Source organism: Leclercia sp. S52 (assembly GCF_039727615.1).
Taxonomy (GTDB): Bacteria; Pseudomonadota; Gammaproteobacteria; order Enterobacterales; family Enterobacteriaceae; genus Enterobacter; species Enterobacter adecarboxylatus_B.
Genome location: NZ_CP152474.1, coordinates 3,354,114 through 3,379,125 on the forward strand (window position 1 = coordinate 3,354,114; position 25,012 = coordinate 3,379,125).

The window sequence follows — 25,012 nt, forward strand, 5'->3', positions numbered from 1 at the left end:
GCCTGATTTTCAACGAATTCGAATTAAATTCACTTAACGATCAACGCAACACCATCAGCAGCGCCAGCACCACAACCGCACCGATGCTCATGGACGCCACGTACCAGCGCAGATACCCGTTCTCGCTGAACAGCAGGCCTTTACCTGCAAAGCGGGAGAGGATTGCCGGGGTGTTCATCAGTGAGTTCAGCGGATCGCGTTTAATCAGCCACGCTATGCCGAGGAAGGGTTTCACGAAGATCATGTCGTACAGCCAGTCGAAGCCCCAGGCGTTGTACCACCAGGTACCCAGCAGACGGCCCGGCGCACTGTTGGCCACCGCAGTGACCAGCGTACGTTTACCGAGCCACAGCCAGGCAGCGATCAGGATGCCCGCAATGGCGACCACACCCGAGGTGATTTCAAGCGTCAGAACGCGACCGTGCTCAAGCTCGGTTGTCGCCGGCAGTACGCCCTGCAGCGGTGGCACAATCATTGCGCCAACGAAGGTGGAGAGTACCAGCAGCACAATCAGCGGCAGGTGGTGGGTAATCCCCTTCCCTGCGTGAGCGTGAATTTGTTCTTTACCGTGGAAGACGATGAAAATCATACGGAAGGTATACAGGGAGGTCATGAATGCACCGACCAGACCCGCAACCATCAGATTGATATGACCATTCGCCATGGCGCCCGCAAGGATTTCGTCCTTACTGAAGAAGCCCGCGGTGATCAGCGGCAGTGCCGCCAGCGCCGCGCCGCCCACCAGGAAGCAGACGTAAACCAGCGGAATGGATTTGCGCAGACCGCCCATCTTGAAGATGTTCTGCTCGTGGTGGCAGGCGAGGATCACCGAACCGGACGAGAGGAACAGCAGCGCTTTAAAGAACGCATGCGTCATCAGATGGAAAATCGCCGCGTCCCACGCCTGTACGCCCAGCGCCAGGAACATGTAGCCAATCTGGCTCATGGTGGAGTAAGCGAGAACGCGTTTGATGTCGGTTTGCACCAGCGCGGCAAAGCCTGCCAGCACCAGCGTTACCGCACCAACGATACCGACCAGGTGCAGGATTTCCGGGGTCATCAGGAACAGACCGTGGGTACGCGCAATCAGGTAAACACCGGCGGTAACCATGGTCGCGGCGTGGATCAGCGCGGAGACAGGGGTTGGACCCGCCATCGCGTCAGCAAGCCAGGTCTGCAACGGCAGCTGTGCGGATTTACCCACAGCACCACCCAGCAGCATCAGGGTTGCCCACCACAGCATGTTGTTCCCTGCTTCGAAGTGCGCCGGCGCCAGTTCTACCATTTCGCGGAAGTTCAGCGTGCCCAGTTCGTTGTAAAGAATGAACAGCGCAAAGGCGAGGAAGACGTCACCCACACGGGTCACGACGAACGCTTTCATGGCCGCTGCGCCATTCTTCGGATCGGTGTAGTAGAAACCGATCAGCAGGTAAGAGCAGAGACCCACGCCTTCCCAGCCGAGATACATCAGCAGCAGGTTATCGGCCAGCACCAGAACCACCATGCTGGCGATAAACAGGTTGGTGTAGGCGAAGAAGCGGGAGTAACCCTCTTCACCGCGCATATACCAGGAGGCGAACATGTGGATCAGGAAGCCCACGCCGGTCACCACGGAGAGCATGGTCAGAGACAGACCATCCAGCACCAGGTTGAAACCGATGTTGAAATCACCGACCGACATCCAGGTCCACAGCGGCACGCTGTGAGGCTGACGTCCATTACTGAAGAAGTCGATACCCGCATACGCTGTGACCAGCGCAGCCAGACCAATAGAGCCGATGCCAACGGTGGCAGACAGATTCTCAGACCAGCGGCCGCGAGAAAATGCCAGCAGCAGGAAGCCAATCAGCGGAAAAATAATGGTTAAGGCAAGCATGTTCATCCACGCAACTCACTTACTGAATCGATGTTCAGGTTCTGGCGGCGACGGTGGAGCTGCAGTAACAGCGCCAGGCCAATACTCGCTTCGGCAGCCGCAAGGCTGATGGCGAGAATGTACATCACCTGACCATCGGTCTGGCCCCAGTAGCTACCGGCGACCACAAAGGCCAGCGCGGCAGCGTTGATCATGATCTCCAGGCCAATCAGCATAAACAGCAGATTGCGGCGGATAACCAGACCGGTTAAGCCCAGCACGAATAAAATCGCTGCGAGGATCAGTCCGTGTTGTAAAGGGATCATGCGCGTTCCTCCGTTTTTCTTTTCGCGCTGTCGTCCTTGCGGTTGCTCAGCACCTCGCCAGCACGCTCTTCGCGACCAACGTGGAATGCCACCACCAGGCCTGCCAGCAGCAGCATCGAGGCCAGTTCAACCGCCAGTACGTATGGCCCGAACAGGGTGATACCCACCGCTTTGGCGCTGATTGGCGTACCGTTGATACCCTGGTCGTTCACACCCAGAATGGCGTAAACGATCACCGCCAGCATGATGGCCGACAAAATTGCCGGACCAATCCACACCTGCGGCTTCAGCCACTGACGTTCCTGTTCAATTTCAGAGCCGCCCAGGTTCAGCATCATCACCACGAAGACGAACAGAACCATGATGGCCCCGGCGTAGACGATGATTTCAAGCGCACCCGCAAAGTGTGCGCCCAGCGCAAAGAACACCCCGGAAATGGCCAGCAGCGAAATGATTAAATAGAGCAGCGCATGCACCGGGTTGGTGTGCGTAATCACTCGCAGCGTAGCCAGGATGGCGATCAGGCCACAGATATAAAAAGCGAATTCCATTGCCCCTCTCCTTACGGTAACAGGCTCTTGACGTCGATAGGCTTGGCTTCGTTCTCTGCTTCGCCCTTATCTTTGCCGTCGATTGCCATACCCGCCATCCGGTAGAAGTTATATTCCGGGTATTTGCCCGGACCGGAAATCAGCAGATCCTCTTTTTCGTACACCAGGTCCTGACGCTTGTATTCGCCCAGCTCGAAGTCCGGGGTCAACTGAATCGCCGTGGTCGGGCACGCTTCTTCACACAGACCGCAGAAGATGCAGCGTGAGAAGTTGATGCGGAAGAACTCCGGGTACCAGCGACCGTCTACCGTCTCGGCTTTCTGCAGAGAGATACAGCCTACCGGACAGGCTACCGCACACAGGTTACAGGCAACGCAGCGCTCCGAACCGTCCGGATCGCGCGTCAGCACGATACGGCCACGGTAGCGCGGCGGCAGATATACCGGCTCTTCCGGGTACATCCGGGTTTCGCGTTTGGCAAACGCGTGCAGGCCGATCATCCAGATACTGCGTACCTGGGTGCCGAAACCTACCAATAATTCTTTCAAGGTCATGGTCTAAAGCCCCTTATGGCTGCTGCCAGAGAATGACAGCCGCCGTTACCAACAAGTTGACGAGCGTCAGCGGCAGGCACACTTTCCAGCCGAAGGACATTACCTGGTCATAACGCGGACGCGGTAACGCTGCGCGAATCAAAATGAACATCATCATGAAGAACGCGGTTTTCAGCGCGAACCAGATGAACGGCGGTAAGAACGGGCCATGCCAGCCACCAAAGAACAGCGTTACCATCAACGCGGAAATGGTGACGATACCGATGTACTCGCCCACGAAGAACAGACCGAACTTCATACCGGAATATTCAATGTGGTAACCGTCGGCCAGTTCCTGTTCGGCTTCTGGCTGGTCAAACGGGTGACGGTGACACACCGCCACGCCCGCGATAGCAAAGGTAACAAAACCGAAGAACTGCGGGATCACGTTCCAGATGTCGGCCTGGTTGTTGACGATGTCGGTCATGTTGAATGAACCGGCCTGCGCCACCACACCCATCAGGGAGAGACCCAGGAACACTTCGTAGCTCAGGGTCTGCGCAGACGCACGCATCGCACCCAGCAGGGAGTATTTGTTGTTACTGGACCAGCCGGCGAACAGCACCGCGTAAACCGCGAGGCCTGCCATCATCAGGAAGAACAGGATCCCGATATTCAGATCCGCCACAACCCAGGTCGGGCTGACCGGAACGATAGCAAACGCCAGCAGCAGCGAGGTGAAGGCGATCATCGGTGCCAGAGTAAAGATCACGCGATCCGAGAAGCGCGGGATCCAGTCCTCTTTAAAGAACATCTTGATCATGTCCGCGACCAGCTGGAGTGAACCACCCCAGCCCACGCGGTTCGGTCCGTAACGGTTCTGGAACAGACCGAGCAGACGACGTTCACCGAAGCTCATGAACGCGCCGCAGGTGACTACCACCAGCAGAATAACAACCGCTTTCAGGATGCTCAGCAGGATGTCGATAAGATCGGGCGTAAACCAACTCATGCTTTTGCCTCCTGCAGGTTATCAAGACGCGCACCCGCCAGCACTGGCGCGATGCCAGGCAGCCCCATCGGCAGACCCACCTGCCCTGCTGTCAGACCTTCAGAGATAATCAGCGGCAGGCTGATTGTCTGGCCTTCGTAGCTAAAGCTGATGTGCGCGCCTGCGTTCACGCCAAGCTTCGCGGCATCCGCCGGGTTGAGCTTGATGTACGGCTGCGGCATACGGGTCTGGAAGACCGGGGAACGCTGGGACATTTCGTCGCTACCAAACAGATGGTAGTACGGCGCAATACGCCAGTTGCCCTCTTCCGCCTGGAAGCGTGCCGGAACGGTGGAGAAGAACTCCAGACCGTTAACGCTTGCTTCAATCAGACGCACGCCCGGATCGCCGTGGCGCAGGGAACCGCCCACTTCCGCCTGGAACTTGTTCCATGCCTGCGGGGAGTTCCAGCCTGGTGCCCATGCGAACGGGATCTGCGAACGTGGCGCAGACGGCTGGTTGTTCCCTTCCATTGAGAAGGCGAACATGGTGTCTTTGTCCTGCGGCTGACGCGGTTCATGCACGCTGATGTTGGCACGCATTGCGGTACGGCCGCTGTAGCGGTGCGGTTCACGGGCCAGTTTCTGGCCGCGAATACGGAAGCTCGCTTCCGGCGCCGCATCTTTAATGCCTGCCAGCTGCGGCAGTTGTGCCACGGCTGCGTCGATGACGTGGTCGAGCTGGGTCCAGTCCACTTCACGGCTCAGCACGGTGCTGTGCAGGGAGTGCAGCCAGCGCCAGCTTTCCAGCATCACGATGCTGTTGTCGTAGTAGGCCGGGTCATAAACCTGGAAGAAGCGCTGGGCGCGGCCTTCGTTGTTAACAACGGTACCGTCGCTTTCGGCGAAGCTTGCCGCAGAGAGCACCAGATGCGCCTTGTCCATGATCGCCGTACGCTGATGGTCGATAACCATCACCAGCGGCGCTTTAGACAGGGCTGCGTCAACGCGGGCAGCGGAAGCATGACGATGCAGGTCGTTTTCCAGCACCACCACGGCGTCAGCAGCACCGGATTCCAGTTCGCTTAACGCGGCTTCCAGAGAGCCGCCGCCAATCATGCCCAGACCGATGCTGTTTACCGCACGGGCAATCATGGTCACGCCAACGTCAGCACCGCGACCTTTCAGCGCTTTAGCCACGTTGGCTGCGGCTTCAATGATCTCAGCGCTACCGGCGTTAGTCCCGGAAATGATTAGAGGTTTCTTCGCACCGGCCAGCGCCTGCACGATCACGTCAACCTTATTCTGCAGGTCGCGATCCAGGCCTTCAACGGCCGGGGAGCTGCTGTCCAGCGCGTGAGCGATAGCAAAGCCAAGGCGCGCCTGATCTTCAACCGGGGCGCGGTAGGTCCAGGCCGCGATGTCGTCCAGACGGGTATTGTCGACGTTAGTGACAAACAGCGGATGCTTGGCGCGCTGACCGATGTTCAGGATCGCCGCGATCTGCCAGTCAGCCACTTTCTGCGCCGCTGCCATTTCACGTGCTTTACCTTTCACCGCCTGACGAACCGCCAGGGCAGCGCGAGCGCCGGTCTGGGTTAAATCTTCACCCAGGATCAGCACCGCATCGTAAGATTCGATTTCGCGCAGCGCCGGAGTATGGACTCCGCCTTCGCGCAGCACTTTCAGCACCAGCTGCAGACGTTCCTGCTCGCCCTGAGCGATACCGGTGTAGAAGTTATCCGCACCCACCAGCTCACGCAGCGCGAAGTTGCTTTCGATGCTGGCGCGCGGAGAGCCGATACCGATCACTTTCTTCGACTGGCGCAGAATATCTGCCGCGCCCTGCATCGCCTGTTCAGCGTTCAGAGTGATCAGGTCATCGCCACGACGTTGAACCGGCTGACGCGGACGGTCTTTCAGGTTCACATAGCCATAGCCGAAACGACCACGGTCGCAGAGGAAGTAGTGGTTAACGGTACCGTTGTAACGGTTTTCGATACGACGCAGCTCGCCATAGCGTTCACCCGGGCTGGTGTTACAGCCGAGGGAGCACTGCTGGCAGATGCTTGGCGCAAACTGCATGTCCCACTTACGGTTGTAACGCTCGGAGTGCGTTTTATCGGTGAAGACGCCGGTCGGACAGATTTCGACCAGGTTACCGGAGAATTCGCTCTCCAGGGTGCCATCTTCCGGACGACCGAAGTAGACGTTGTCATGTGCGCCATAGACGCCCAGATCTTCGCCATCGGCGTAGTCTTTGTAGTAACGCACGCAGCGGTAGCAGGCGATGCAGCGGTTCATTTCGTGAGAGATGAACGGCCCCAGATCCTGGTTACGGTGGGTACGTTTGGTGAAACGGTAACGACGGAAGCTGTGCCCGGTCATCACGGTCATATCCTGAAGGTGGCAGTTACCGCCCTCTTCACAGACCGGACAATCGTGCGGGTGGTTGGTCATCAACCACTCCACCACGCTTTCGCGGAACTGTTTGGCTTCCGCGTCGTCGATAGAAATAAAGGTACCTTCGGTGGCTGGCGTCATACAGGACATCACCAGGCGACCACGCGTGTCTTCCGCGTTTTGATATTGCTTCACCGCACACTGGCGGCAAGCACCGACGCTCCCCAGCGCCGGATGCCAGCAAAAATACGGAATATCAAGGCCGAGGGACAGACAAGCTTCCAGCAGGTTGTCCGCACCGTTGACCTCGTATTCTTTGCCGTCTACATGAATCGTAGCCATTAGCATGCTTCCAGTTGGCTCGGTCGAAACCGAGCGTTAATCAAAATTCTGTTTTTACCAGCGCGCTTTCAACAGGTTCGGCTGAATACCATTGATTGAATGGGTATTGCTGAACGGCTGCTTGATGCCTGCTTCGAATTCGTCGCGGAAATATTTAATCGCGCTCTGCAGTGGCTCAACCGCGCCTGGCGCATGCGCACAGAAGGTTTTACCCGGGCCCAGGAATCGACACAGTTGCTCAAGTGTCTCGATATCGCCAGGCTGGCCTTCACCACGCTCTATAGCACGCAGGATCTTCACGCTCCACGGCAGACCGTCACGGCACGGTGTACACCAGCCGCAGGACTCGCGGGCGAAGAACTCTTCCAGGTTACGCACCAGCGATACCATGCCGATCTCGTGGTCGACGGCCATCGCCAGCGCCGTACCCAGACGGCTGCCTGCTTTACCAATGCTTTCGAATTCCATTGGCAGGTCAAGGTGGGCTTCGGTCAGGAAGTCAGTCCCTGCCCCACCCGGCTGCCAGGCTTTGAATTTCAGACCATCGCGCATACCGCCGGCGTAGTCTTCAAGAATCTCACGTGCGGTGGTGCCAAACGGCAGTTCCCAGACGCCCGGGTTCTTCACGCGACCGGAGAAGCCCATCAGCTTGGTACCGGCATCTTTGCTTGAAGAGATGCCCTGATACCACTCCACGCCGTTAGCGAGGATCGCCGGGACGTTACACAGGGTTTCGACGTTGTTAACGCAGGTCGGTTTACCCCATACGCCGGAGCTTGCCGGGAACGGTGGCTTGGAACGCGGGTTAGCACGGCGGCCTTCGAGGGAGTTAATCAGTGCGGTCTCTTCACCACAGATATAACGCCCTGCCCCGGTGTGGACGAACAGTTCGAAGTCGAAACCGGTGCCGAGGATGTTTTTGCCCAGCAGGCCCGCTTCGGTGGCTTCGGCAATCGCGCGACGCAGGTTCTCTGCCGCTTCGATGTACTCGCCACGCAGGAAGATGTAGCCGCGGTAGGCTTTCAGCGCAAACGCGGAGATCAGCATGCCTTCCACCAGCAGGTGCGGCAGCTGCTCCATCAGCAGGCGGTCTTTATAGGTGCCCGGCTCCATTTCATCGGCGTTACACAGCAGGTAACGGATGTTCATGGATTCGTCTTTCGGCATCAGGCTCCACTTCAGACCGGTGGAAAAGCCCGCGCCGCCGCGCCCTTTCAGGCCAGCGTCTTTAACCGCATTAACGATTTCATCCGGCGCCATACCGCCCAGTGCCTTACGCGCACCGGCATAGCCGTTTTTGCTTTCGTATTCTTCAAGCCATACCGGCTGTTTATCATCGCGCAGACGCCAGGTCAGCGGATGAGTCTCAGCAGTACGAATTACAGTTTTCATTTGTACTGCTCCAGCAGGTCAGGAATGGCTTCCGGCGTCAGATGGCTGTGAGTGTCCTCATCAATCATCATGGTCGGCCCCTTGTCGCAGTTGCCCAGGCAGCAGGTTGGCAGCAGGGTAAAGCGACCATCAAAGGTGGTCTGCCCTGGCTTGATATCGAGCTTTTTCTCGATAGCGGCCTGAATGCCCTGATAACCGGTGATGTGACAAACAACGCTGTCACAGTAGCGGATCACATGGCGGCCGACCGGCTGACGGAAGATCTGGCTGTAGAACGTGGCTACGCCTTCTACGTCACTTGCCGGGATACCCAGCACTTTTGCGATCTCATAGATCGCCCCATCCGGCACCCAACCACGCTGTTTCTGTACGATTTTCAGCGCTTCAATGGACGCCGCACGCGGGTCTTCGTAGTGGTGCATCTCGTGCTCAATGGCGGCACGCTCTGCTTCACTCAGCTCAAAAGCCTCGGTTTGTGGTTGTTGATTCTCGTGCATAATTAGCGGTCCACATCTGACATAACAAAATCGATACTACCCAGATACACAATCAGGTCGGAGACCAGACTGCCGCGAATGGCGGACGGGATCTGCTGCAGGTGCGGGAAGCTTGGCGTACGTACACGGGTACGATAGCTCATGGTGCTGCCGTCGCTGGTCAGGTAGTAACTGTTGATACCCTTGGTCGCTTCGATCATCTGGAAGGATTCTTGCGCCGGCATCACCGGGCCCCAGGAAACCTGCAGGAAGTGCGTGATCAGGGTTTCGATATGCTGCAGCGTGCGCTCTTTCGGTGGCGGCGTGGTCAGCGGATGATCCGCCTTGAACGGGCCTTCCGGCATGTTGTTGAGGCACTGCTCAAGGATGCGCAGGCTCTGGCGCAGCTCTTCCACTTTCAGCATCACGCGGGTGTAGCAGTCGGAAACACCGCCGCCCACCGGGACTTCAAAGTCGAAGTTCTCGTAGCCAGAGTAAGGACGGGCTTTACGCACGTCGAAATCAATACCGGTGGCACGCAGACCTGCACCTGTTGTACCCCACTCCAGCGCTTCTTTCGCGCCATAGGCGGCAACGCCTTTAGAACGACCAATCAGGATGGTATTACGCAGTGCGGCTTTCTCGTAGGAGGCCAGACGTTTCGGCATCCAGTCGAGGAATTCACGCAGCAGACGGTCCCAACCGCGCGGCAGATCGTGTGCCACACCGCCGATACGGAACCAGGCCGGGTGCATACGGAAACCGGTAATCGCTTCCACCAGATCGTAGATTTTCTGACGATCGGTAAAGGCGAAGAAGACCGGAGTCATCGCGCCGACGTCCTGAATGAAGGTGGAGATGTACAGCAGGTGGCTGTTAATACGGAACAGTTCTGACAGCATCACGCGAATCACATTAACGCGATCCGGGGTGGTGATACCCGCCAGTTTCTCAACGGCCAGCACGTATGGCATTTCGTTTACGCAGCCGCCGAGGTACTCGATACGGTCGGTATACGGAATGTAGCTGTGCCAGGACTGACGCTCGCCCATCTTCTCAGCACCACGGTGGTGGTAACCGATATCCGGAACGCAGTCGACAATCTCTTCGCCATCAAGCTGAAGAATAATACGGAATGCACCGTGCGCCGATGGGTGGTTCGGACCGAGGTTGAGGAACATGAAGTCCTCGTTGTCGGTACCGCGCTTCATGCCCCAGTCTTCCGGCTTGAAGGTCAGCGCTTCCATCTCCAGATCCTGTTTGGCTTTGGTCAGCTCAAACGGGTCGAATTCGGTGGCGCGCGCCGGGTAGTCTTTACGCAGCGGGTGACCGGTCCAGGTTGGCGGCATCATGATGCGCGTCAGGTGCGGGTGGCCGTCGAAGGTCATGCCAAACATTTCCCAGGTCTCACGCTCATACCAGTTGGCGTTCGGGAAAAGTTTGGTGATCGTTGGCAGATGCATGTCGTTTTCAGACAATGCCACCTTGAGCATGATATCCGTGTTGCGGTCTATTGAGATCAGGTGGTAGAAAACGGAAAAATCCGCAGCAGGGAGACCCTGGCGGTGAGTTCGCAGACGTTCGTCCATGCCGTGTAAGTCAAACAGCATGACATAAGGTTTAGGCAGTTTCTTGAGGAAATCAACCACTTCCAGTAACTGCTCACGCTTCACCCAAACAACGGGTACCCCGGTGCGGGTGGCCTGAACAGTAAAGGCATCCGGCCCAAAACGGTTGCGCAGTTCGCCAATGACCGGGTCATCCAGATGATCCCGTGTTTGCCAGGCGGCGTCTTGCGCGGTTAAGTCGGTCATAGTGTTCACCATTGCAAAAGGTCCGTGGTGACTGTCGGGCGTGGCTTCGCGCTATTTGAATAGTGATATGCGAAGGTTATCTCCATGCCCACAGGCGCAAATTAAATTTCGTCTGGTGTACGCAGATTGGTCACTGCAATACGTTCGCCGCGTTTACGCTCGCGCTCGGACTGCATGTTAGCGCGATACACGCCCTGGTCGCCCACGACCCAGGAGAGCGGACGGCGTTCTTTGCCAATCGACTCCTGCAACAGCATCAGAGCCTGCATATAGGCTTCTGGACGCGGTGGGCAGCCCGGGATGTAAACGTCCACCGGGATGAACTTATCTACACCTTGCACGACAGAATAAATGTCGTACATGCCGCCAGAGTTTGCACAAGCACCCATGGAGATAACCCATTTTGGCTCGAGCATCTGGTCGTACAGACGCTGAATGACCGGCGCCATTTTGGTAAAGCAGGTACCCGCTACCACCATCAGGTCAGCCTGACGCGGAGAGGCACGCAGTACTTCTGCACCAAAACGCGCAACGTCATGCACCGCAGTGAATGACGTCACCATTTCAACGTAGCAGCAAGAAAGGCCAAAGTTGTATGGCCAGATGGAGTTCTTACGACCCCAGTTGACCATATCGTGCATGGCATTTTCGAGCTTGCCCATGTACACGCTTTTATTGACTTCTTGCTCCAGGGGGGTCGGTTACGATCTCCTGCTTTTGCAGGGGGTAACGGTCATTCTCACCGTTAGGATCTATGCGGGTGAGCGTATAATCCATCTTATTGCCTCGCTGTTACTGCTGACGATTAGAGATACTGTTTTCCGGGTTGATACGTTCACGACGTGAACGTGCAGGTGTCCAGTCCAGCGCGCCAATACGCACCAGATAAACCAGACCGGCCAGTAACACTAAAATGAAAATTGCGGCCTCGACAAAGCCTACCCAGCCACTCTCACGAATGGAGGTCGACCATGCGAACAGGTAAAGCGCTTCCACGTCAAAGATGACGAAGAACATGGCCACCAGATAGAACTTGGCGGACAGGCGTAAACGCGCGGTCCCTACCGAATCGATACCCGATTCAAATGGCGTGTTTTTGTGCCTTGCCCGGGCGCGACCGCCGAGGAACCAGCCGCCGACAAGCATCAGGCAGCACAGGCCAATGGCAACGATAAGAAAGATTGCGAATGCCCAGTGATGAGCGATGACTTCTGTGGATGTTGACATACTCATTGCTTACTCATCAAAAGTGATACCTAAAATCCTGCTCTTTCTGGCAGATGGGCATCACATCGATTCATGGGGAGGAACAAATAACCGTACACTAACTGTCGAAAAATGAGACATAGACAGCAAAATGATGTGGTTTTTTACTCCTTTCTATAACCTTTTGTCAACTTTAACAAAAGTTTCTTCACATTAGATTACATTGTTCGAACTTCATTAACATTTAATGCCCTTTACCCTCAAAAACTGTGAGGCGCGTTCCGGCGTATGGGTGTTGAATCGAGTCCGTAGTGATCTAACACAAAGATTACCCGCCTATTTTGACAGGATTTGCCACCGATTCCTCCCCCCAAAGAGGAGTATTTTCTTGATCTGTGACACGCTTTTGTTAATTCAATCAAAAAAACGGCAACATCTTTGCTGCTTTTTTAACATGCCCATTGACATTGGACAGAAGCGGGAGAACGGAAATACAAGACGGAGTTGAGCAGTATCAAATTGATAAGCAACAAGATTGTTGAACACCTAAGGTAAACTACATGGCTGTAGATGCAAAAAAAAGAACCACTTTGCTGGTCATCAGCCACAGTGGTTCTTTTTCGTTGGGATAATTGTTATCAGATTATTAGGGATTCGTTTACTCGAAATCGCGCTCAATCACCAGGGAGTTGTCCCCCCCTTCCGGGGTAACATTATTATACTGCCAGGGGTTGTCGTAGTTTTCCATGGCGTTAAAAATGGTCTTCGCCAGTTCGTTGTTGCTGAGCGGGTTGTGGCACAGCATATATTCCGTATCCGGCAGCGCAGGCAAACCATCCGCTTTACCCAGCACCCGTAGATCCGGGCTCATCATCTCCACCGGGCGAGCCGTGACGCCAAGCCCCGCTTTCACCGCTGCGCGAACCGCAGGCAGCGTTGAGGCTACATAGGCGAGTCGCCATGGCACGTTGGCAGCGTTAAGCGTGGCCAGCACGATGTCGCGGAACGGGCTGGGATCGTCCAGCAGCACCAGCGGAACCGGCTCGCCGCGCTGCAGTGAAAATTCTGCGGCACAGTACCAGTGCGTCGGAGAGGTACGCAGCGTCAGGCTCTCAAACTGGCCGGTGCGATGGGTAGTGACCACCAGATCGACCTCCTGCTCCTGCAGCATATCGACCATAAAGGCATTGCGTTTTACCCGCACGTCCAGCGCAAGCTTCGGATAAACCGAACTGATACGGTTGAGCAGGAACGGCAGAATGGTATCGGCCGACTCATCAGATGCGCCTAAGGTTAAGACACCCTGCAGATTACTAAACATTAAAGATGTACATGCTTCATCATTGAAGCGCAGGATTTTTCTGGCGTAACCCAGCAGCTGAATACCGTGTTCCGTTAACAGCTTATTGCGACCATGACGGGCAAAAAGCTCTTTACCCACCAGTTGCTCCAGTCGTTGCATTTGTTGACTGACCGCAGATTGGGTACGGCAAACGGCGGCCGCGGCAGCAGCAAAGGTGTTCAGATCGGCGACCGCCACAAAGGTTCTCAGCAGATCGAGGTCGAGATTCAGTATCGGACGATTTGCATTAATCATATCTTTTCACTTACAGGTTGCTCGTACGGAGCTGCCCCAGGTTTAAGCTGTGTGCGTAAAAGTAATACAGTTCCTTCTGAACAAAATCTTCTGACGTCCCGGTCTGGCAGTGTGCCTGCATAATGTAATTGTGCTGGGTATATCAGGGGTCAGAAACAGCTTATCTGACGATATTTTTATTCTCAAAAGCGATCAAGATATATAGATGTTTGCCGGATGATGTAAATTCCATTAAAGAAGATGCATCCCCAACGTCAACTTTATCGCAGTACAGGTTAAGCAGCAATGGTGTCGCTTAACTTCTCAAGGCAGAGATAATTCTAGCAATAACAATAAACTATTAAAGGTCCAGGTATCAAGGCCCTAAGTGGCCTGGTCTCTATCATCGCTAAACCCGGACACATCTTACCCTAAAACCTTTTTATTTATAAGCCTTATTGCGTTTTCAGTGATTTAACCTGAGTGATAACTCGCTAAACTAATTTTATTTATATTAACGAAAGTTGCGATTTCGCCTTTATTTGGAAATAACTAATAATTCAACCAGACCTTAATGATTAATTATACTTAACAGTAATTTCACACGGGCAACCTTTATTTAAAGAGGCAGGCAAGTAAACGCTACTGCATTTCATTCAGCTTTTACGAAAGGTTCCTGAAGGAAACAGTAGCATTGCTACCGTAAGTTGCTCAATACGCGGCTTTTTTACAGCGTAAAATCCATTTTAATACGCAACAACCAAAATAAATCACCAAATAACAACAAAAATATGGCCTATAAAATGTAACCAAACTTAAAAAAACAGTTAAAAACTTCAATCTCGTTTTCTGGCAGTGTACGAAATCTTCTTCTGTCGACGCTTCAAAATCGGCCAAGCGAGGAGTACATTGTTTCGTGCTGACTTCCACGGCAGGAAGTAGCAATAACAGCGAAAAGGTTAAAGATTCATGTCACCCATCGAAAAATCCAGCAAGTTAGATAACGTTTGTTACGACATTCGTGGCCCGGTTCTTAAAGAGGCAAAACGTCTCGAAGAAGAAGGTAATAAAGTACTTAAGCTCAATATCGGCAACCCGGCGCCATTTGGTTTTGATGCACCGGATGAAATTCTGGTTGATGTGATCCGCAACCTGCCGACGGCGCAAGGCTACAGCGACTCCAAAGGTCTCTACTCTGCCCGTAAAGCCATCATGCAGCACTATCAGGCGCAGGGCATGCGCGATGTGACTGTGGAAGATATCTATATTGGTAACGGTGTTTCCGAGCTGATCGTCCAGGCGATGCAGGCCCTGTTGAACAGCGGCGACGAAATGCTGGTTCCGGCCCCGGATTACCCACTCTGGACCGCTGCGGTATCGCTCTCCAGCGGTAAAGCGGTGCATTACCTGTGTGATGAATCGGCTGACTGGTTCCCGGATCTGGATGATATTCGCGCCAAAATTACGCCGCGCACCCGCGGGATCGTCATCATCAACCCGAACAACCCGACCGGCGCCGTCTATTCCAAAGAGCTCCTGCTGGAGATTGTTGAGCTGGCCCGCCAGCATAACCTGATCATCTTCGCGGACGAGATCTACGACAAAATTCTGTACGACGCGGCGCAGCACCACTCCATTGCCGCACTGGCACCGGATCTGCTCACCGTCACCTTTAACGGCCTGTCGAAAACCTACCGTGTCGCCGGCTTCCGTCAGGGCTGGATGGTGCTGAACGGGCCGAAGAAACACGCCAAAGGCTATATCGAAGGTCTGGAGATGCTGGCTTCGATGCGCCTGTGCGCCAACGTACCGGCCCAGCACGCGATCCAGACGGCACTGGGCGGCTATCAGAGCATCAGTGAATTTATCGTGCCTGGCGGGCGTCTGTATGAGCAGCGTCAACGCGCATGGGAGCTGATTAACGATATTCCGGGCGTCTCCTGCGTGAAGCCAAACGGTGCGCTCTATATGTTCCCGAAAATCGATATCAAGCGCTTCAATATCTTCGACGATCAGAAGATGGTGCTCGACTTCCTGCTGCAGGAAAAAGTGCTGCTGGTGCAGGGTACCGCATTTAACTGGCCGTGGCCGGACCATGTGCGCATCGTTACGCTGCCGCGTGAGGATGAGCTGGAGATGGCCATCAGCCGCTTCGGTCGTTTCCTCGGTGGATATCATCAGTAATCCCCCCCTCGGGCTGCCACTGGCAGCCCGATTTGCATCTCGCCGCCCCTCCCCTCACAATGAAACCTGTCGCTGTGCAAGACAAAAGGTAACTTATGAGTCAGAGTCATTTCTTCGCCCATCTTTCCCGTCTGAAACTGATTAACCGCTGGCCGCTGATGCGCAACGTGCGTACCGAGAACGTCTCCGAGCACAGCCTGCAGGTTGCCATGGTCGCCCACGCGCTGGCCGCCATCAAGAATCGCAAGTTCAACGGCCAGGTCAATGCCGAACGTATCGCCCTGCTGGCGATGTACCACGATGCCTCTGAGGTGCTGACGGGCGATCTGCCGACCCCGGTGAAGTACTTCAATTCGCAAATCGCCCAGGAGTATAAAGCGATTGAGAAAATCGCCCAGCAAAAGCTGGTCGATATGGTGCCGGATGAGCTGCGGGATATCTTCGAGCCGCTGATTGACGAGCAGAGCTACAGCGAAGAGGATCGCTTGATCGTCAAACAGGCCGACGCGCTCTGCGCCTACCTGAAATGTCTGGAGGAGCTCTCTGCCGGCAATCACGAGTTTTTACTGGCGAAAACCCGCCTGGAAAAAACGCTCGAGGCGCGCCGCAGCGAGGAGATGGACTATTTTATGGAGGTGTTTGTCCCGAGCTTCCAGCTGTCGCTGGATGAGATCAGTCAGGATTCACCGTTGTAGTTTTATTGCCGGGTGGCGGCTGCGCCTTACCCGGCCTACAAAACCGTATCCCACTCATTAAAACGGGAACAAGACCGGGATCATCACCACGCACACCACCATCACGAGGATCGTGAAGGGCACGCCAAGCTTCACGAAGTCGCTAAAGGTATATTTGCCCGGCCCCAGCACCAGGGTATTCACCGGTGACGAGACCGGCGTCATAAAGGCGGCAGAGGCAGCCATCGCCACCATCATCGCAAACGGATAAGGCGATACCCCCATCGATTTCGCCATCGCCAGCGCAATGGGTGCCATTAACACGGCGGTCGCGGTGTTGGAGATAAACAGCCCGATGGTGGCGCACATGATAAACAGGCACATCAGCATCATATAAGGGCCATAGCCGCCCCCCAGCTCCATCAGCCCTTTCACCACCAAATCGACCCCACCGGTTTTTTGCAGCGCCAGCGCGAAAGGCATCATGCCGACAATCAAAATGATGCTCGGCCAGTGGATCGCCTTGTAAGCGCTTTCAGCGTCGATGCAGCGGAATTTGCCCATCAGCAGGCAGGCCACGATCGCCGCCACCGGGTTCGGGATTTCGTCGGTCAGCATCAGGGCGACCATCAGCACCAGACAGAAAATGGCGTGCGGTGCCTGGCTGTGGGCGGGTGACGCATCGCTGACCTCAATAGGTAGGTTCAGCACCACAAAGTCACGGCCTCGCTGGCCCAGCTGGGTGATCAACTTCCAGTTGCCCACCACCAGGAAAATATCCCCCAGCTCCAGGGGCTCATCCACTACCGAGCCATCCATCGCCACGCCGTCGCGTTTTAACCCCACCACGTTCAGACCGTAACGGGTACGAAAACCTATTTCGCGGATGGTTTTTCCGAGCAGCTCCGACTCGGGTATCAGCGACACTTCCGCCATCCCCACGTCCAGCGCCTGATCGGAGAAGTACTCGCCGCGCAGGACCATCGGCTCCAGCAGCTGCTCGCTGCAAAAGTCGCGCAGGTCGACATCTGCCGAGGACATATCAATCAGCAGCACGTCCCGGGCACGAAACTCCGATACGCCGTTAACGTTGACGATGACCCGGCGAAAACGACGCCAGCGTTCCACACCAATGACGTTGGCTCCGTAGCGTTCGCGGAGTTTCAGATCGTCCAGGCGCTGACCAATCAGCGGCGAGCCGGGGCGGATCGCCAGGCGGCGGGCCCTGCCGGTGAGGCGATACTCTTTGATCAGATCGCGGAAGGTGCGGCGCTTCCAGCCGTCCCGGGGCTTATCCTGCTTATCGCTCTTCAGGGCAAAGCGGGTCAGCAGCATATAGATAATACCCAGCACCAGGATCACCAGCCCCAGCGGCGTGACGCTAAAGAAGCTAAAACCTTCCAGGCCTTCACGCAGCAGTTCACTGTTGACCACCAGGTTCGGCGGCGTGGCCACCAGCGTCATCATGCCGCTGATAAGCCCGGCGAAGCTGAGCGGCATCATCAGGCGCGACGGTGAGATCTGCATACGCATGGAGACGCTCAGGACCACCGGAATAAAGATTGCCACCACGCCGGTGGAGCTCATAAACGCTCCCAGCCCGGCGACGGTCAGCATCAGAAAGATCAGCATTTTGGTTTCGCTGTTACCCGCCACGCTGACCAGCCAGGAGCCCATGCTGGTCGCAACACCGGTACGCACCAGGCCATCGCCGATGATAAACAGGGCGGCAATCAGGATAACGTTGGGATCGCTAAAGCCTGAAAAGGCTTCCGGAAGGGTTAAGGTGCCGCTGAGGACAAAAGCCACAATCACCAGCAGGGCCACGGCATCCATGCGGACTTTGCCGGTCGCAAACAGAATAATCGCGATAAGGAGCAGGCTTAAAACCCAAATAAGTTCACCGTTCAAAACAGATCCTTGTCAGAAGAGAGTGAAGCCGATAGTGCCATAAAAAAAGCCCCAACAATGTGGGGCTATATCATGGGATTACATTTTTCGTGAGACTGTTACATTCCCGTCGGCGGTGCGGCTGACAACGACCGCCTCCAGCGTATTAAGCACCAGGTCCGCCTCGTCCAGACGCGGCGAGTTGGCAGGAACATTGACGGCAATGACGTGGCAGCCCGCGTTGAGGCCCGCCAGCACGCCAGCGGCGGCATCTTCCACCACCACGCATTCTTCCGGTGCCAGCCCCAGCAGCTTCGCGCCCAGTAAAAAGGCATCGGGCTCCGGCTTGCCGCGCGTTACCCGCTCGGCGGTGATAAACACTTCCGGCACCGGTAACCCTGCCGCTTTATGGCGCGCATGGGCCACAGGAACCGAGCCGGAGGTAACAATAGCCCACGGGATCTCCGCTTCATTCAGGTGCCTGAGCAGCTCTAGTGCCCCCGGCAGCGCGGTGATGCCCTCGGTATCGGTGGCTTCGACCTGCTCAAGCCAGGTAAACTCCGCCTGGATATCTGCTTCGCTTCTTCCCTGGAGAAAGTGCCGTAAAGAGGTTATGGCCTGTTTGCCATGGATAAAATTAAGCACCTCCTGATGGTCGATGCCATGCCGGTCGGCCCAGCGACACCAGGAGCGCTCCACCATTGGTAACGAATCAACCAGCGTACCGTCCAGATCAAACAGAAAACCTTTACACTGCACATCAACCTCCGTCAGGCGTTAATAATTTGTTGGATCTCATTGCTGCTCAGATGGTACTGACGCGGGCAGGCGTGCCACACGCTGAGCATGCGCTGATACTTTTCCCACATCGGGGTCTGGGCGTTAAAGCCGTGGGTACCGGCATCGAAATGGGTATAACGCCCTTCCACATTGACCATAAAGCGGACATAGCTCAGGTAACGGGATTCGGTGGCCGCATCGAAGCCCAGGAAAGTGACACGACGTTCGTCGATGGTCTGGGCATCTTTCAGGTTGGTCCAGGAGACATGCAGGGCGTGATACATCTCCATGATGTCGATAACGGTACGACAGGTCTCTTCCTTAAGTTCGCCAAACTCGCGATCCAGCTCGCGCATCTGTAAACCGAAACCACGTTCGACGATAGTCTGCAAGCGGCGATAGCGCTCGGCGTTGTCGGGATCAAGCATCGTCATCATTTTGTACTGATTAGACAAAATCAGACGTTGAGCGTGGGTCATTTCCATCTTTCGACTCCTGTTGCGCATGGCAGCATTAAAAAAAAGACACGGTAACGGGGTGTTACTGTGCCTTCTTTTAGAGATCGTTTCGATGATCAATCACAAGTCATCGAGGAATGTTTTATCAAGTTGCTTGAATGCCCGCTTCAGGGTATCTGCCAGCGCCTGGTAGTCGGGTTTGCCCTCGACCGGGGCCAGCGCCTGCCCGGCATCCTGCAGCTTGCCGCGAACTTCATAGAACCAGGACAACACCGACGGCGGCAGCGGCGTGACCGAGCGTTTGCCCAGCCACCACAGTCCCTGCATCGGCAGGCTCAGGGCAAAGAGCGCGGTAGCCACCGCGGGCCCGAGTTGTCCGCCCAGCGCAATCTGCCAGCAGAGGGTGAAGACCGCGATGGGCGGCATCAGGCGGATAGCGTGCCGGGTAGCGCGGATCACGCGGTTTTCAATAAAGACGGGCGCCAGGCGCTTTTCCAGTGGCCACGTCTTCGAATAATGCTGTCCCCGGCGAAACAGGCTAAAAAAGCTCACGGAAGGGTTCACGGGTGTCGACATGGCTTACCTCAACTTCACATATAAAGATTAAAAAATTCGTGCAAAACCACAACTGGTCATGACAACGTTCAAAAACTTTTGTCAGCACTACCCAGTATCAGGTATCCTGTGCCGGCCTGCAAAGGCCTTAGACGAGGAATGTTCACTCGTCAAATTATCGCACATTATGCCATTGCCGGAAAAATGCGCAAAATGGCATAAAATCATATGTATTCCTTTCGTCATGCCGAAATGTACTTCGGGCATGATGTTAATCATAAATGTCAGCGATATCTTGCGCTACGATCCTTGACTCACTGACGTTTTTTTAGCCACGTATCAATAATAGGTACTTCCATGTCGAGTAAGTTAGTACTGGTTCTGAACTGCGGTAGCTCCTCACTTAAATTCGCTATCATCGATGCGATCAACGGTGAAGAGTACCTTTCTGGTTTGGCCGAATGTTTCCATCTTCCTGAAGCACGTCTTAAGTGGAAAATGGACGGCAGCAAACAGGAAGCGGCTTTAGGTGCAGGCGCCGCTCACAGCGAAGCGCTGAACTTTATCGTTAACACTATTCTGGCACAAAAACCAGAACTGTCCGCTCAGCTGACCGCTATCGGTCACCGTATCGTTCATGGTGGCGAGAAGTACACCAAGTCTGTGATCATCGATGACTCTGTTATTCAGGGCATTAAAGACTCCGCTTCTTTTGCACCGCTGCATAACCCGGCTCACCTGATCGGCATCGCTGAAGCGCTGAAATCCTTCCCGCATCTGAAAGACAAAAACGTGGCCGTGTTTGATACCGCGTTCCACCAGACCATGCCGGAAGAGTCTTACCTCTACGCCCTGCCGTACAAACTGTACAAAGAACACGGCGTTCGCCGCTACGGCGCGCACGGCACCAGCCACTTCTACGTGACGCAAGAAGCGGCGAAAATGCTGAACAAGCCGGTTGAAGAAGTGAACATCATCACTTGCCACCTGGGCAACGGCGGTTCCGTTTCTGCTATCCGTAACGGCAAATGCGTTGATACCTCCATGGGTCTGACCCCGCTGGAAGGTCTGGTGATGGGTACTCGCTCCGGTGATATCGACCCGGCGATCATCTTCCACCTGCACGATACCCTGGGCATGAGCGTTGAAGATATCAACAAAATGCTGACCAAAGAGTCTGGCCTGCTGGGTCTGACCGAAGTCACCAGCGACTGCCGTTACGTTGAAGACAACTACGCCGAGAAAGAAGACGCTAAACGTGCAATGGACGTTTACTGCCACCGTCTGGCGAAGTACATCGGTTCTTACACTGCGCTGATGGACGGTCGTCTGGACGGCGTGGTCTTCACCGGTGGTATCGGTGAGAACGCGGCAATGGTACGCGAGCTGTCCCTGGGCAAACTGGGCGTGCTGGGCTTTGACGTTGACCATGAACGTAACCTGGCTGCGCGCTTCGGTAAGTCTGGCTTCATCAACAAAGAAGGCACCACTCTGGCAATGGTTATCCCAACCAACGAAGAGCTGGTTATCGCGCAAGACGCGAGCCGTCTGACTGCCTGATTCCACACCGCCAGCAATGCTGGCGGTGCTGTTTTGTAGCCCGCCTGATTTCGGCGGTAACGAAAGAGGATAAATCGTGTCCCGTACTATTATGCTGATCCCGACCGGAACCAGCGTAGGCCTGACCAGCGTCAGCCTCGGTGTGATCCGTGCGATGGAACGCAAAGGCGTTCGTCTGAGCGTGTTTAAGCCAATCGCTCAACCACGTGCTGGTGGCGATGCCCCAGACCAGACCACCACTATTGTTCGTGCAAACTCAAACCTGCCAGCCGCTGAACCGCTGAAGATGAGCCACGTTGAGTCTCTGCTCTCCAGCAACCAGAAAGACGTGCTGATGGAAGAGATCATCGCTAACTATCACGCTAACGCACAGGATGCGGAAGTGGTGCTGGTTGAAGGCCTGGTTCCGACGCGCAAGCATCAGTTTGCCCAGTCCCTGAACTTCGAAATCGCCAAAACGCTGAACGCGGAAATCGTGTTCGTGATGTCCCAGGGTACCGATACCCCGGAACAGCTGAAAGAGCGTATTGAGCTGACCCGCAGCAGCTTCGGCGGCGCGAAAAACAGCAACATCACCGGCGTTATCGTCAACAAACTGAACGCCCCGGTTGATGAGCAAGGCCGCACCCGTCCTGACCTGTCTGAAATATTCGACGACTCTTCCAAAGCGAAAGTCGTAAAAATCGATCCGGCTAAACTGCAGGAATACAGCTCTCTGCCAGTGCTGGGCGCGGTAACCTGGAGCTTCGACCTGATCGCGACCCGTGCGATCGATATGGCGCGTCACCTGAACGCCACCATCGTCAACGAAGGCGATATCAACACCCGTCGCGTGAAGTCTGTGACCTTCTGTGCGCGTAGCATTCCGCACATGCTGGAGCACTTCCGTGCAGGTTCCCTGCTGGTGACCTCTGCCGACCGTCCAGACGTGCTGGTTGCAGCCTGCCTGGCAGCGATGAACGGCGTGGAAATCGGTGCGATCCTGCTGACCGGTGCCTATGAAATGGACCCACGCGTCAGCAAGCTGTGCGAACGTGCGTTTGCGACCGGCCTGCCGGTCTTCATGGTGAACACCAACACCTGGCAGACCTCTCTGAGCCTGCAGAGCTTCAACCTGGAAGTGCCGGTTGACGACCATCAGCGTATCGAGAAAGTGCAGGAATACGTTGCCGGTTGCATCAATCCCGAGTGGATTGAATCCCTGACCGCGACCTCCGAGCGCAGCCGTCGTCTCTCTCCACCAGCCTTCCGTTATCAGCTCACCGAGCTGGCACGTAAAGCGGGCAAACGCGTTGTGCTGCCAGAAGGCGACGAACCGCGTACCGTTAAAGCCGCAGCTATCTGTGCCGAGCGCGGTATCGCCACCTGTGTGCTGCTGGGTAACCCGGATGAGATCACCCGCGTTGCTGCCTCTCAGGGCGTTGAGCTGGGTTCTGGTATCGAAATCGTTGACCCGGAAGTGGTGCGTGAAAGCTACGTTGCCCGTCTGGTTGAGCTGCGTAAGAGCAAGGGTATGACTGAAGCCGTTGCCCGCGAACAGCTGGAAGACAACGTGGTTCTCGGTACCCTGATGCTGGAGCAGGACGAAGTTGACGGTCTGGTTTCCGGTGCTGTTCACACCACCGCGAACACCATCCGTCCGCCGCTGCAGCTGATCAAAACCGCGCCAGGCAGCTCTCTGGTCTCTTCCGTGTTCTTCATGCTGCTGCCGGAACAGGTTTACGTTTACGGTGACTGTGCGATCAACCCGGATCCAACCGCTGAACAGCTGGCCGAGATTGCGATCCAGTCCGCTGACTCCGCGATTGCCTTCGGTATCGAACCGCGCGTAGCGATGCTCTCCTACTCCACCGGTACCTCAGGTGCAGGTAGCGACGTAGAGAAAGTGCGTGAAGCGACCCGTATTGCGCAGGAGAAACGCCCGGATCTGGTTATCGATGGCCCGCTGCAGTATGACGCCGCAGTGATGGCAGACGTTGCCAAATCTAAAGCGCCGAACTCGCCGGTTGCCGGTCGCGCTACCGTGTTCATCTTCCCGGATCTGAACACCGGTAACACCACCTACAAAGCGGTACAGCGTTCAGCCGACCTGATCTCCATCGGGCCGATGCTGCAGGGTATGCGCAAGCCGGTGAACGACCTGTCTCGTGGCGCGCTGGTAGACGATATCGTCTACACCATCGCGCTGACCGCGATTCAGTCTTCCCAGCAGTAAGCAGTATCCCAACGTAAAAAGGCGACCCGAGGGCCGCCTTTTTTTATTCGCATCGTTACGCTTCTTCGTGCTTCACCGGCTCGTTGCTGGCATTGCGGCTCATCCACAGAGCCAGCGCTTTCAGCGAATCTGGCGTGAAGTCGTCACAGCGGGCGGTGATCTCAGCCGGGGTCATCCAGCAGACTTCACTCACCTCTTCCTCCTGCAGCGCAAACGGGCCGTGAGAGACGCAGCTGAAAAGGCCTCCCCAGACGCGGCAGTGCGGATCTTCGAAATAGAACTGGCCATGCTCGGCGAACGGCACGCCGGCGATCCCCAGCTCCTCTTCCGCTTCGCGGCGGGCGGAATCAAGTAACAGCTCATCGGCCTGTACCACGCCACCGGCGGTAGCATCAAGCATCCCGGGCATGAAGTCTTTCGTTTCGGTACGGCGCTGAACCAGAATATTGCCCATCCCATCATGCACCACGATATAGGTCGCGCGATGACGAAGGCGCTGCGCCCGCATCTGTTCGCGGCTCGCCTGTGCGATTACCTCATTGTCTTCGTTGACAATATCCACCCATTCCGTACTTGCCAAATGACTGTGCTCCACCATCGGGAAACCTTCTCTTTAAAGCGCTCTCGCGGCGCGTTTACTGTTGAGGAGTAAATTACGGATTAATCTCTGACTGCGCAATAACCTGGCCGTCATTCAGCGTCATAACGCACAAATGGTTTCCTTCCAGCATGCCGTAACTGGGGGAAAATCCGCCTTTGGGCAGGCTGACCGAGCCAGGATTGAAATGTATAAGGTCGCCCTGTTTACCGGCTACCGGAATATGAGTATGACCGTAAACCAGCACATCGCCAGCATTCAGCGCGGGCAGGTTATCCGGACCAAACAGATGACCGTGGGTCACAAACAGGCGGCTGTTCTCCAGCAGGATCTGCTGCCAGGGGGCGGTAATGGGAAAATGCAGCAGCATCTGGTCAACTTCGCTGTCGCAATTGCCGCGCACGGCGATAATCCGTGACGCGTAAGCGTTGAGCCGATCGGCGACCTCAGCAGGCGCATAGCCTTCGGGCAGCGGGTTGCGCGGGCCATGGTTCAGCACATCCCCGAGGATCACCAGCCATTGCGCCCCGCTCTGGTCAAATAGCGAAAGCACCCGTTCGGTCGCCGGCAGCGAGCCGTGGATGTCCGATGCAAACATTAACTTCATCAGAGACTCCTTGTGTCGAAAAGCTGC

The 25,012-nt window shown here is 55.7% G+C and carries 21 protein-coding genes and 1 pseudogene; 4 read left to right on the top strand and 18 right to left on the bottom strand.

What is annotated here, in order from left to right:
* Positions 1-40: 40 nt before the first annotated feature.
* The 12 genes and pseudogenes from nuoL to lrhA form a co-directional block, all read right to left on the bottom strand.
* Positions 41-1,882, bottom strand: a complete 1,842-nt coding sequence (gene nuoL, locus AAHB66_RS16110; protein WP_347113591.1) for an NADH-quinone oxidoreductase subunit L — start codon at positions 1,880-1,882, stop codon at positions 41-43.
* On the bottom strand, positions 1,879-2,181 hold the full coding sequence (gene nuoK / locus AAHB66_RS16115) for an NADH-quinone oxidoreductase subunit NuoK (protein WP_032612773.1): 303 nt from the start codon (positions 2,179-2,181) through the stop codon (positions 1,879-1,881). The genes nuoL and nuoK overlap by 4 nt, the downstream gene beginning before the upstream one ends.
* On the bottom strand, positions 2,178-2,732 hold the full coding sequence (gene nuoJ / locus AAHB66_RS16120; protein WP_347113592.1) for an NADH-quinone oxidoreductase subunit J: 555 nt from the start codon (positions 2,730-2,732) through the stop codon (positions 2,178-2,180). Before nuoJ ends, nuoK begins: the two co-directional genes overlap by 4 nt.
* 11 nt (positions 2,733-2,743) lie before the next feature.
* Positions 2,744-3,286, bottom strand: coding sequence for an NADH-quinone oxidoreductase subunit NuoI (nuoI, locus tag AAHB66_RS16125; RefSeq protein WP_003861491.1), 543 nt, complete (start codon positions 3,284-3,286; stop codon positions 2,744-2,746).
* 13 nt (positions 3,287-3,299) lie between these two features.
* Positions 3,300-4,277, bottom strand: coding sequence for an NADH-quinone oxidoreductase subunit NuoH (gene nuoH, locus AAHB66_RS16130; RefSeq protein ID WP_347113593.1), 978 nt, complete (start codon positions 4,275-4,277; stop codon positions 3,300-3,302).
* A complete protein-coding gene (gene nuoG, locus AAHB66_RS16135; RefSeq protein WP_347113594.1) occupies positions 4,274-7,000 on the bottom strand; it encodes an NADH-quinone oxidoreductase subunit NuoG in 2,727 nt (908 codons plus the stop codon). Before nuoG ends, nuoH begins: the two co-directional genes overlap by 4 nt.
* A 54-nt stretch (positions 7,001-7,054) precedes the next feature.
* A complete protein-coding gene (gene nuoF, locus AAHB66_RS16140) occupies positions 7,055-8,392 on the bottom strand; it encodes an NADH-quinone oxidoreductase subunit NuoF (protein WP_014071106.1) in 1,338 nt (445 codons plus the stop codon).
* Positions 8,389-8,889 (bottom strand): NADH-quinone oxidoreductase subunit NuoE, encoded by a 501-nt coding sequence (nuoE, locus tag AAHB66_RS16145; protein WP_014071107.1) that lies wholly within the window; start codon positions 8,887-8,889, stop codon positions 8,389-8,391. The genes nuoF and nuoE overlap by 4 nt, the downstream gene beginning before the upstream one ends.
* A gap of 2 nt (positions 8,890-8,891) precedes the next feature.
* Positions 8,892-10,694, bottom strand: coding sequence for an NADH-quinone oxidoreductase subunit C/D (gene nuoC / locus AAHB66_RS16150; protein WP_347113595.1), 1,803 nt, complete (start codon positions 10,692-10,694; stop codon positions 8,892-8,894).
* Positions 10,695-10,783: 89 nt separating this feature from the next.
* A pseudogene (gene nuoB / locus AAHB66_RS16155) lies at positions 10,784-11,459 on the bottom strand (NADH-quinone oxidoreductase subunit NuoB).
* Between the two features lie 15 nt (positions 11,460-11,474).
* On the bottom strand, positions 11,475-11,915 hold the full coding sequence (nuoA, locus tag AAHB66_RS16160) for an NADH-quinone oxidoreductase subunit NuoA (protein WP_032612789.1): 441 nt from the start codon (positions 11,913-11,915) through the stop codon (positions 11,475-11,477).
* 631 nt (positions 11,916-12,546) lie between these two features.
* A complete protein-coding gene (lrhA, locus tag AAHB66_RS16165) occupies positions 12,547-13,485 on the bottom strand; it encodes a transcriptional regulator LrhA (protein ID WP_347113596.1) in 939 nt (312 codons plus the stop codon).
* Positions 13,486-14,433: 948 nt separating this feature from the next.
* Here lrhA and AAHB66_RS16170 point away from each other — a divergent pair.
* Positions 14,434-15,648, top strand: a complete 1,215-nt coding sequence (locus AAHB66_RS16170; RefSeq protein ID WP_032612793.1) for a pyridoxal phosphate-dependent aminotransferase — start codon at positions 14,434-14,436, stop codon at positions 15,646-15,648.
* Positions 15,649-15,743: 95 nt separating this feature from the next.
* Entirely contained in the window at positions 15,744-16,343 is a 600-nt protein-coding gene (yfbR, locus tag AAHB66_RS16175; RefSeq protein WP_347113597.1) for a 5'-deoxynucleotidase, read from the top strand.
* 57 nt (positions 16,344-16,400) lie between these two features.
* Here yfbR and AAHB66_RS16180 read toward each other — a convergent pair whose 3' ends face one another.
* The 4 genes from AAHB66_RS16180 to yfbV all read right to left on the bottom strand — a co-directional run bounded on the left by AAHB66_RS16180 (position 16,401) and on the right by yfbV (position 20,026).
* Positions 16,401-18,233 (bottom strand): SLC13 family permease, encoded by a 1,833-nt coding sequence (locus tag AAHB66_RS16180; RefSeq protein ID WP_347113598.1) that lies wholly within the window; start codon positions 18,231-18,233, stop codon positions 16,401-16,403.
* 78 nt (positions 18,234-18,311) lie between these two features.
* Positions 18,312-18,971, bottom strand: coding sequence for a sugar phosphatase (locus AAHB66_RS16185; RefSeq protein ID WP_347113599.1), 660 nt, complete (start codon positions 18,969-18,971; stop codon positions 18,312-18,314).
* An 11-nt stretch (positions 18,972-18,982) separates the two neighbouring features.
* Positions 18,983-19,477: a YfbU family protein gene (locus tag AAHB66_RS16190; protein WP_106996032.1), complete on the bottom strand. Its 495-nt coding sequence runs from the start codon at positions 19,475-19,477 to the stop codon at positions 18,983-18,985.
* 93 nt (positions 19,478-19,570) lie between these two features.
* On the bottom strand, positions 19,571-20,026 hold the full coding sequence (gene yfbV / locus AAHB66_RS16195) for a terminus macrodomain insulation protein YfbV (RefSeq protein WP_032612804.1): 456 nt from the start codon (positions 20,024-20,026) through the stop codon (positions 19,571-19,573).
* Between the two features lie 336 nt (positions 20,027-20,362).
* On the opposite strand from yfbV, the gene ackA reads away from it, so the two are divergent.
* Both ackA and pta read left to right on the top strand, forming a co-directional pair.
* On the top strand, positions 20,363-21,565 hold the full coding sequence (gene ackA / locus AAHB66_RS16200; protein WP_312995273.1) for an acetate kinase: 1,203 nt from the start codon (positions 20,363-20,365) through the stop codon (positions 21,563-21,565).
* A gap of 76 nt (positions 21,566-21,641) precedes the next feature.
* Positions 21,642-23,780 carry a phosphate acetyltransferase gene (gene pta, locus AAHB66_RS16205; protein WP_347113600.1) on the top strand — a complete coding sequence of 713 codons (2,139 nt, stop codon included), beginning with the start codon at positions 21,642-21,644 and terminating at the stop codon, positions 23,778-23,780.
* 55 nt (positions 23,781-23,835) lie between these two features.
* Here the strand turns inward: pta and yfcD are convergent, their stop codons facing one another.
* Positions 23,836-24,378: an NUDIX hydrolase YfcD gene (yfcD, locus tag AAHB66_RS16210; RefSeq protein WP_347113601.1), complete on the bottom strand. Its 543-nt coding sequence runs from the start codon at positions 24,376-24,378 to the stop codon at positions 23,836-23,838.
* A 55-nt stretch (positions 24,379-24,433) separates the two neighbouring features.
* On the bottom strand, positions 24,434-24,985 hold the full coding sequence (gene yfcE / locus AAHB66_RS16215) for a phosphodiesterase (RefSeq protein WP_347113602.1): 552 nt from the start codon (positions 24,983-24,985) through the stop codon (positions 24,434-24,436).
* Positions 24,986-25,012 lie beyond the last annotated feature (27 nt).